This window comes from Streptomyces sp. NRRL S-495 (assembly GCF_000966955.1).
Classification (GTDB): Bacteria; Actinomycetota; Actinomycetes; order Streptomycetales; family Streptomycetaceae; genus Kitasatospora; species Kitasatospora purpeofusca.
The window spans coordinates 1-3,585 of record NZ_JZWY01001056.1; the positions used below are offsets into that span (position 1 = coordinate 1).

The window sequence follows — 3,585 nt, forward strand, 5'->3', positions numbered from 1 at the left end:
GGCCCGGCGGGAACGGCGGTGACGGCGGTGACGGCGGGAACGGCGGGAACGGCGGCGACGGCAAAAGAGAAGGGGACCGCACGAACGGCAGGAACGGCCGAAGGCCCGGCCGCGCGGATTGCGCGCGGCCGGGCCTCGGTCACCCCGGTGGTCCCTGTCCGACCCCGGGGTGAGGGGGGACAGTTGGTCCGGATGCCGTCGCCGTGGAGGGTTCCTCGGGTCGGCTTAGTACCAGTGGTGGTTCTGCCAGAAGGTCCAGGCGGCGTTCGGGCTGCCGTAGCGGCTGTTCATGTAGTCCAGCGCCCAGCGGATCTGGGTGGTGGCGTTGGTCTTCCAGTCGGAGCCGTGGGTGGCCATCTTGGAACCCGGCAGCGCCTGCGCCAGGCCGTACGCACCCGAGCTCGGGTTGGTCGCGGTCACGTTCCAGCTGGACTCGTGGGAGATGATCTGGCTGAACGAGGAGAGCTGGTTCGCCGGCACGATCTGCGCGGCGATGGCCTGCGGGGAGGCGGTCGCGGCGGAGGCGGTGGCGGGCATGACACCGGCGCCGATGGCGGTCAGACCGGCGGCACCGGCGAGAAGAGCGGCCGAGGTGCGCATACGAAGCTTGAAAGTGGGCATGAAGAACAAGACCTCAATCAGGTTGGGCCGGTGCTCGCCCCGCCCGGACCGTGGCCGGACAGGGGCCGTAACGGTCGCGGGGCGCGCACCGGCAGAAATTCGTGAAGAGCCGCACTCCGGTGGGACAGGTACCGGGTACGGCTGGCGACGAGAGCCATTGTTGGCAGACCGGATCGGCCCCCGCCAAGACCCCTCTGCTACGACGCCCCGTCGTAGCGATCTCGCGCGCCGTCGATTCGAAGGCCGTCCGCGGCCGCTTCTGACCTGCGCCGATCCGGTACCCGCACCGCACCGGCCGTGAGCACTACCGGCCGTCGTGCCGACGGATTCCCTGTGAGCGCACTCACCGTTTGAACGCTGCCCCCGTCACCCAGGGCCGCGCCGTCGGCACGCCACGTCGCCGTTGATCTGAGACCGGCACCACAGGGCCACGGGTCGAAGCCCGGTATCCGTGAAGCCCGGTATCCGTGAAGCCAGACATCCGTGAAGCCCGGCTGTCCCGAACCCCGGCCGCCGACCTCAGGTGACGAGGTCGCCCAGGCGGCGGTGGCGGGTGGTGCGGGCGGTGAGGCGGTCGGAAGCGGGGGTGGCCGTGAGGGTGGCGAGGGCGGTGGCGATGGCGTGGCCGAGGCGGGCGCAGAACGCGGCCGGCTCGTCGGCGGCGTCGGGAAGCTCGGGGACCACGGTGTCGACCAGGCCGACGGCGGCGAGGTCGTGGGCGCCGATGCCCTGGGCGCGGGCGAGCTCGGGGGCGTGGGAGCCGTCGCGGTGGACGATCGCGGAGGCGCCCTCCGGGGGGAGCGGGGCGAGCCAGGCGTTGCCGGCGGCGAGGACGCGGTCGGCGGGGAGGAGGGCCAGTGCGCCGCCGCCGGAGCCCTGGCCGAGGAGGACGGCGAGCACGGGGGTGCGCAGGGAGAGGAGGGTGGTGAGGCAGTGGGCGATCTCCACGGCCACGCCGTCCAGCTCCGCCTGGGCGGAGAGTTCGGCGCCCGCCGTGTCGACGACGGTGACGAGGGGGAGGCCGAGCTGTTCGGCGAACCGGGCGGTGCGGCGGACGGAGCGCAGGTCGGCGGCGGTGAAGGGGCGTTCCTGGGCACCGGCCCGGCGCTGCTGGCCGACGACCACGGCGGGTTGGCCGTCGAGGACGGCGAGCGCCCGGACCAGGGCTCCGTCACGGCCGCCCGGGGAGTCGAGGAGGACGAGTTCCTCGGTGGTGCGGCGCAGCAGTTCGCGGGTGCCGGGGCGGTCGGGGTGGCGGGTGCGGAGGACGGCCTCCCAGGCGTCGGGCTGTTCGACGGGGGAACGGGGAGCGGGGGCCGGGGGAACGGAGGAAGGGGAAGGAGAGGGCAGGGCGCGGCGGGTGAGAACGGACAGCGAGCGGCGCAGTACCTCGCGCAGTTCCTCGGGCGCGACCACCGCGTCCACCAGGCCGCGTTCGGCGAGCGTCTCGGCGCGCTGCACGTCCGGCGGCAGCTGGACGCCCCGCAGCTCCTCGTACACGCGTGGGCCGAGGAAGCCCAGGCGTGCTTCCGGCTCGGCGAACACCAGGTGCCCGAGGGTGCCCCAGGAGGCGAACACCCCGCCCATGGTGGGGTTGCGCAGATAGGTGAGGTAGGGCAGTCCGGCCGCCCGGTGGGCCTGGACGGCGGCGGTGATCCGCAGCATGCACAGGAACGCCGCCGACCCCTCCTGCATCCGCGTGCCGCCGGAGACCGGGAGGGCGATCAGCGGGAGCCGGGCGGCGGTGGCCTGTTCGACGGCCCGGGTGATCCGTTCGGCCGTGGCCACGCCGATCGACCCGCCGAGGAAGCCGAACTCGGAGGCGATCAGGGCTGCTTGTCCCCCGCCGATCCGGCCGATGCCGGTGACCACCGCTTCGTCGATGCCGGTCCGCTCCCGGGCGCGGGTCAGACTCGCCCGGTACTCGGCGTCGCGCGGTTCGGTGGTCACCGGATCGTCCCAGCTCACGAAGGAGCCGGGGTCGACCAGCAGTCCGATCAGCTGATGTGCCGTGAGGGACATGCCCATCTGCTCCACCCCATCGTCCGGTCCGTGTCCGTGCCGAGGAAGATCACCATAGGGGGCGGGGGGAGCGCGGTGGGGGATTGGGCGTCGGGTGTGAGGAGGTCGACAGCCCGGAGGAGGTCGGGGCGGGCCTCCCCCGGGTGGGGGAGGGGGATCGGGCCCGCGCACGATCCCGGGGGTACCGGCCGGGGCGGAGGGTGGAGTCATGACCACAGCGGCGATGAACCCGACCACGGACCCGACGACGGACCTGACGACGGACCCGGCGGCGAAGCCGGCCGTGAGCCCGGCCACCGAACGGCCCGTCCCCGGCTGGGCGCTGCGCACCGTCCGGGCGCTGCCCCTGCTCGCCCTGCCGGTGTGCCTGTGGCGGCTGCCGTTCGGGTTCGGGTTCCAGATGGGGATGGACATGCCGCGCGAGGACCTGTCGCTCTGGGTGACGGTGCCCTACGTCCTCGCGCTGAGCCTGCTCTCCGAGGCCTTTGCGCTGCTCTGTGCCGGGCTGGTCCGGCCGTGGGGCGAGCGGGTGCCCGCATGGGTCGTGGTGGCCGCCGGGACGATGGCGGGTGGCGCGTTCACGGCGTTGGCCGTGCAGTGGGTGCTCACCACCTTCGAGCTCGCGGGTTTCCAGGAGGTCGACTTCGTCAACGGCTGGTGGCGGGCGTTGGCCGCGGTGACGAGCGGGCTGTTCGTTCTCTGGGGGCCGCTGATCCTCGCGCTGACGTACGCGTACCACCGGCGGCGGCGCGCCTGACGGTTGAACCCGCCGGTTGAACCCGCTCGTGGGACCCGCCGGTCAGCGCGCGGCGGCGAGCGATTCGACCCGGGCCTCGTCGTACCGCAGAGCGACCAGCCGGGCGAGCGCCTCGTGGGTGCCGAGCGGGGCGCTCGTCCAGCGGGCGCCGGTGGCGGCGGCGCGGTCGGCGAAGAAGCCGGGGG

Annotated in this window: 3 protein-coding genes; 1 reads left to right on the top strand and 2 read right to left on the bottom strand. The window is 73.7% G+C overall.

Features of this window, described 5'->3' with window-relative positions; all coding sequences use genetic code 11:
- Positions 1–225 precede the first annotated feature (225 nt).
- Together VR45_RS38810 and VR45_RS38815 are read right to left on the bottom strand one after the other, a co-directional pair.
- Complete coding sequence (locus VR45_RS38810) at positions 226–621, bottom strand: transglycosylase SLT domain-containing protein (RefSeq protein ID WP_030396348.1); 396 nt, start codon at positions 619–621, stop codon at positions 226–228.
- A 519-nt stretch (positions 622–1,140) separates the two neighbouring features.
- On the bottom strand, positions 1,141–2,643 hold the full coding sequence (locus VR45_RS38815) for a carboxyl transferase domain-containing protein (protein WP_199926092.1): 1,503 nt from the start codon (positions 2,641–2,643) through the stop codon (positions 1,141–1,143).
- A gap of 208 nt (positions 2,644–2,851) precedes the next feature.
- On the opposite strand from VR45_RS38815, the gene VR45_RS38820 reads away from it, so the two are divergent.
- Positions 2,852–3,400 (top strand): hypothetical protein, encoded by a 549-nt coding sequence (locus VR45_RS38820; protein ID WP_234326601.1) that lies wholly within the window; start codon positions 2,852–2,854, stop codon positions 3,398–3,400.
- The last annotated feature ends 185 nt before the right edge of the window (positions 3,401–3,585 follow it).

Bases quoted from the DNA above. Each gene is read 5' to 3' on its own strand.
- VR45_RS38820 (WP_234326601.1), top strand. From the start codon at position 2,852: ATGACCACAGCGGCGATGAACCCGACCACGGACCCGACGACGGACCTG.
- VR45_RS38810 (WP_030396348.1), bottom strand. From the start codon at position 621: ATGCCCACTTTCAAGCTTCGTATGCGCACCTCGGCCGCTCTTCTCGCC.
- VR45_RS38815 (WP_199926092.1), bottom strand. From the start codon at position 2,643: ATGTCCCTCACGGCACATCAGCTGATCGGACTGCTGGTCGACCCCGGC.